Raw genomic sequence first — 5495 nt, 5'->3', positions numbered from 1 at the left:
ACGACGGGCTTGTCGGAATGGGGCATAGGTCAGTCGATCTTGATGTTGTTCTTGCGGATGATGTCGCCGTAGCGCTTGTATTCCGCAGCGTGGAAGGCCGCGAAATCGGCCTGCGTCATGGGCGTGAGCTCCGCGCCCACGGCTTCGAGGCGAGTCTTGGTCTCGGGCATCGCCAGCACCTTGTTGACCTCGTCGTGCACGCGCTGCTGCACGGGCTTGGGGGTGGAGGCCGGCATGTAGACGCCATACCAGGCACCGATCTCGACCGCGGGCAAGCCGGATTCGGCCATGGTCGGCACGTTGGGCAGCTGGGCGTTGCGCTTGGGCGTGGTGACGGCCAGCGCGCGCAGCTTGCCGTTCTTGATCTGGCCGATCACCGACGGCATGGTGTCGAAGCTCATCTGCACCTGGCCGCTGACCAGGTCGACCAGCGCCGCCGAGCTGCCCTTGTAGGGCACGTGCACGATGTCGATGCCGGCCGCGTCCTTGAACATTTCGGCCGCGATGTGCTGCGTGCTGCCGGTGCCGCTGCTGGCGTAGTTGATGCGGCCTGGTTCCTTCTTGGCCATGGACACCAGTTCCGGCACCGTCTTGGCGGTCAGGCCGTTGGTGACGATCAGCACATTGGGCACTGTGCCAACGAAGGCCACCGGCACCAAGTCGCGGTTGTTGTCGTAGCCGAGCTTGAGCAGGTGCGGCGCAATGGCGTGGGCCGTGACCACGCCCATCACCAGCGTGTGGCCGTCGGTGGACTTGGCGGTGGCGTCGGCCGCCAGCGTGTTCGACACGCCGGGCTTGTTCTCCACGACAACTGCCTGCTTGAGCAGGGGCCCGAGCCGGTCGGCCACGGCGCGCGCCATGGCATCGGTTCCGCCGCCCGGCGCCGAGCCCACGAGCAGGCGCAGCGGCTTGTTGGGCCATTCCTGGGCCGCGGCCACGGTGCTTCCGAGGGCCAGCAGGCCGCCCGCCAGGGCGGCAACGATTGTCTTCATGGTGTGTCTCCGGTGTTATTGAAATAAGGACCAGCGCAGCGCATGGTAGGCAGGCCATTGATTTCGGTAAACTGAAAATAAACGATCAACCGATAACCTGAAGAAATCAATATGGGCTCCATCGACCGGCAGGATTCCACGCCCCAGCTGCTCAACCGGCTGCGCATGCGGCAGATCGCGCTGATGCTCGCGGTCGAGGAGCGCAAGACGCTGCGCGGCGCGGCCGGCCAGCTCGGGCTGAGCCAGCCGGCGGCGACCAAAATGCTGCACGAGCTGGAAAGCGCACTCGGCCAGCCACTGTTCGAGCGCGTGGGCCGGGGCCTGCAGCTCAACGCGGCGGGCGAGCGCGTGATGGGCTACTTCCGCGGCATCCGCGGCAGCATGGAAGCGCTCAACCGCGACCTGGGCGAGCTGCGCCTGGGCAGCGCCGGGCGCTTTGCGGTCGGCAGCATCATGGCGGCGTCCCCCGGCCGGCTGACCGAGGCGCTGGTCGGCCTGAAGGCGCAGTTTCCGCTGCTGGCCATCGAGATCGCGGTCGACACCAGCGACCGGCTGCTCGCGCAGCTGCACGAGGGCGTGCTGGAGGTGGTGATCGGGCGCCTGGTGGGCGACGCGGCGCAGGGCTGCGAGTTCCGCGCCATCGACGACGAGGGCCTGGCCGTGGTGGTCGGCAACCACCACCCGCTGGCCGGTCAGCGCCGCGTGGAATTTGCCGCGCTGCTGGCCTACCCGTGGATCCTGCAGCCTGCGGGCAGCCCGATGCGCGACGTCGTGGAGCGCGAATGCCGCGACCACCAGGCCCAGTTGCCGCGCGGCCTGGTCGAGACCGGCTCGATCCTGACCACCATCAACCTGATCCGCCGCTCCGAGATGGTTGCCGTGATCCCCGAGGCGGTGGCGCGGCGCGACGCGCAGCACCAGGTGCTGAGCATCGTCGACTACCCGCTGCGGCAAACACTGGCGGCCTACGGCAGCATCGTGCGCCGCGACCGCCCGCCCAGCGGCGCGGCCCGGCGCTTTCTGGAACTGCTGCACGGCTGACGCCCGCCCTCACGCTCCTTTTTCAGGAGCTAAAAGTGCTTACCCCATCAGCGTTACAGCCACTTTTGGCTTGTATTCCGTCAGGGCGCCGAAAGATCCGGCGTATCCACCAGCGTCTCGAGCGGCAGCCGGTGCAGTTCCTGCAGCAGCTCGCACAGCTGCTGCGCCGCCGCCTGCACCACCGCAGCGCCCTTGTCCGCGGTCGCGGCGGCGGCGTTGCCGGCGGCGCCGGCCCGGTGGTAGTCCTGCATCGCCCAGCCCAGCTTGGCGCTCTTGCCGTTGCCCAGCAGGGCGTATTTTTCGGACCGGTCCTGCGACGTGGAACGGAAGTGGCGCGCGTGCTCCATGCGCACGGTCTGCGGCGCCAGGTGCAGCATCATCGAGGTCTCGATCTCGCCTGCGTGGATGCCAAAGCGGTGCTCCTCGGCGCTGAACTGCGCGCTCACCGCATCCGGCAGCGGCAGGCTGAACCAACTCGCGCTGTAGACCAGCAGGCCGCAGCGCTGGCGCAGCTCGCGCGCCACGATGTCCATCACGCTGACCTGGCCGCCGTGGCCGTTGAGCAGCAGCAGCTTCTTCACGCCAGCGCGCGCCACGCAGGCGCCCAGCTCGGTCCACAGCGCGATCAGCGTGGCCGGCGTGAGCGTGAGCGTGCCGGCAAACGCCGTGTGCTCGGTGCTCAGGCCGATGTTCTGCGGCGGCAGGAACAGCGCCGGCAGCGCAGCCGGCAGCAGGGGCAGCGCGGCATCAACCACGCCCTGCAGCAGCGCCGCATCCACGCTGAGCGGCAGGTGCGGCCCGTGCTGCTCGGTGGCGGCCACGGGCAACACGGCAATGGTCTGCGCGGCCAGGCCGCTGGCCTGGGCCTCGGCGAAGTCGCGCGCGGACACCTCGGCCCAGTGGCGCGAAGGCCAGGAAGGGAAAGCAGCAGCGGCAGAGGAAGCGTCGTTCATGGCCGCGATGTTAGTGGAGCAGCGCAGGCACTGCTGCCATGCGCCGCGCACGCAGGCCATAGCCAGGCAGAGCAAAACCGCTTACGCTGGCACGCGCAAGCTCTGCCGTTGGCGCAGCCTTCCATGCGACAGCGGCAGCGCCCTGCACTGGCCAGACGGCGCCTGGGCGCGGAATCTGCGGCTGGCCTCCCCCTTGGTTCCCGACAACAACGCAAGGAGACTCCAATGACCCGCTTTCCTGCCCATTTCCGCGTCGCCACCGCCACACTGGCCTTGCTCGCTTTGGCAGCGTGCTCGGACAACGACCCCGTCGCGACCGCGCCGCCGCCGCCAGACACCGCGTGCGACGTGCTCTCCAGCAACGGCTCGGTCACCGTCGGCTCGGGCCTGCCCGGCGACCCGGCGGCGCCCGAGCCGGCGTCGGGTTACCGGCTGGGCATGCAGCCCGTCTATGCCAAGACCTACATGGTGGTCACCGCCAACCCGCTGGCCACCAAGGCCGGTTGCGCGGTGCTGAAAAAAGGCGGCTCGGCGGTGGACGCCGCCGTCGCGGTGCAGGCGGTGTTGGGGCTGGTCGAGCCGCAGTCCAGTGGCCTGGGGGGCGGCGCTTTCATGCTGCACTACGACGCGACCGCAAAAAAAGTCGTGGCCTTCGACGGGCGCGAGACGGCGCCGGCCGCGGCCACCGCCAACTACCTGCGCTGGATCGACGATGCCACGCAGCAGACCCCGCCGCTGCCCAACGCGCGCGCCAGCGGCCGCTCGATCGGCACGCCGGGCGTGCTCAAGATGCTCGACCTCGCGCACCAGAGGCACGGCACCATGGCGTGGGCGGAGCTGTTCACCCCGGCCATCGACCTGGCAAAGCAGGGCTTTGCCATCAGCGGCCGGCTGGCGCAGGCCATCAGCGGCTCGCAGCCGCAGCTGGTGCACGACAGCGAGGCCGCGGCCTACTTCCTGAACGCCGACGGCAGCCCCAAGGCGCTGGGCACCGCGCTCAAGAACCCGGCCTATGCCGAGACACTGGGCACGCTGGCCGAGCAAGGCACCAAGGCCTTCTACAGCGGCCCCATCGCGCAGTCCATCGTCGACAAGATCCAGATCACGGCCAGTGCCAAGGACGGCTCGCCCATCACGCCCGGCAAGACCACGCTCGCCGACTTGGCCAATTACCAGGCCAAGGCGCGCGAGGCCGTGTGCATCGACTACCGCAGCCACAAGGTCTGCGGCATGCCGCCACCGTCTTCGGGCGGCATCGCCGTGGCGCAGGCGCTGGGCGTCCTCGAGAACTTCGACCTGGCCGCCCACAAGCCCGCGGCCATCGACCTCTATGGCGGCAAGCCCACCGTCATGGGCGTGCACTTGGTCAGCGAAGCGCTGCGCCTGGCCTACGCCGACCGCGACAAGTACGTGGCCGACACCGACTTCGTGCCGCTGCCGGGCAGCGGCGTGGCCACCATGCTCGACAAGAGTTACCTGAAAACGCGCGCCGGCCTCATCAGCCCCACGCGCAGCATCGGCGTGGCCCCGGCGGGTGACCTGGGCCCGGTGCCGCTGGGCGTGGACAAGACGCCCGAAGGCGGCACCACCCACTTCACCATCGTCGACAAGAAGGGCAACGCAGTGTCGATGACCACCACGGTCGAGTCGACCCTGGGCTCTTTTCACATGGCGCGCGGCTTCATGCTCAACAACCAGCTGACCGACTTCAGCAGCAGCCCGACCGATAGCACCGGCACGCCGATCGCCAACCGCGTCGCCCCGGGCAAGCGCCCGCGCAGCTCGATGGCCCCCACGCTGGTGTTCCAAAAGAACGCTGACGGCAGCCTCGGCGCGCTGGCCATGGGCACGGGCTCGCCCGGCGGCGCGACCATCATCCAGTACGTCACCAAGACGCTGGTCGGTGTTCTCGATTGGGGGCTGGACGCTCAGCAGGCGACCGCGATGGTGGACTTTGGCGCGGCCAATTCGGCCACCACCAACGTAGGCGGCGAGCACCCGAACGTGGTGGCGGCCGATGGCGGGATCAACGACCCGCTCGTGCAGGGCCTCAAGGCACTGGGCCACACGGTCAGCGTGGCTGCGCAGTCCAGCGGCATCAGCACCATCGTGCGCAGCCAGGTGGGCGGCGCGCCCAGCTGGACCGGCGGTGCCGACCCGCGCCGCGAAGGCCTGGTGCTGGGCGACACCTTCAGGCCTTGACGCAAGGGTCGAATACCGCGCACCCAGCGCCCACGGGCCCACAGGGGCCGCCGCGCCGCTGCCAGCGCGGCGGCCCCGTTACCATGGCGCCATGACCCAAGCCACGCTCGACCTGTTCCGCGACGACGCCTACCTGCGCGAGTGCAGTGCCCACATCGCGGCCGTGCAGGCCGACGGCGGCATCGTGCTCGACCAGACGGTCTTCTACCCGCTCGGCGGCGGCCAGGCCGGCGACAGCGGGGCGCTGCTGCTGGCCGACGGCACGCAGATCGCCATCGCCGACACGCGCAAGGGCAAGGACGGGGCC

General features: G+C 69.5%; 5 protein-coding genes. 3 read left to right on the top strand and 2 right to left on the bottom strand.

Going from position 1 to position 5495, the window contains the following annotated elements; translation table 11 throughout:
- Positions 1-29 precede the first annotated feature (29 nt).
- Positions 30-992: a tripartite tricarboxylate transporter substrate binding protein gene (locus tag B2J89_RS20340; RefSeq protein WP_169170681.1), complete on the bottom strand. Its 963-nt coding sequence runs from the start codon at positions 990-992 to the stop codon at positions 30-32.
- Positions 993-1103: 111 nt separating this feature from the next.
- Here B2J89_RS20340 and B2J89_RS20335 point away from each other — a divergent pair, with 111 nt between their 5' ends.
- A complete protein-coding gene (locus tag B2J89_RS20335; protein ID WP_169170680.1) occupies positions 1104-2033 on the top strand; it encodes a LysR family transcriptional regulator in 930 nt (309 codons plus the stop codon).
- A gap of 80 nt (positions 2034-2113) precedes the next feature.
- Here the strand turns inward: B2J89_RS20335 and B2J89_RS20330 are convergent, their stop codons facing one another.
- Entirely contained in the window at positions 2114-2986 is an 873-nt protein-coding gene (locus tag B2J89_RS20330; RefSeq protein ID WP_169170679.1) for a creatininase family protein, read from the bottom strand.
- A 225-nt stretch (positions 2987-3211) separates the two neighbouring features.
- Between B2J89_RS20330 and ggt the strand changes: the two genes are divergently transcribed.
- The gene (ggt, locus tag B2J89_RS20325; RefSeq protein ID WP_169170678.1) at positions 3212-5188 is read left to right on the top strand and encodes a gamma-glutamyltransferase; all 1977 of its coding nucleotides are present in this window, start codon (positions 3212-3214) and stop codon (positions 5186-5188) included.
- A gap of 91 nt (positions 5189-5279) precedes the next feature.
- On the top strand, positions 5280-5495 hold a 216-nt coding region (locus B2J89_RS22895; RefSeq protein ID WP_240965102.1), incomplete at its 3' end, for an alanine--tRNA ligase-related protein.

It is taken from the genome of Acidovorax sp. SRB_24 (assembly GCF_012931925.1).
Note: the sequence above shows the minus strand (reverse complement) of the source record. Positions and strands in the feature narration are given on the sequence as shown.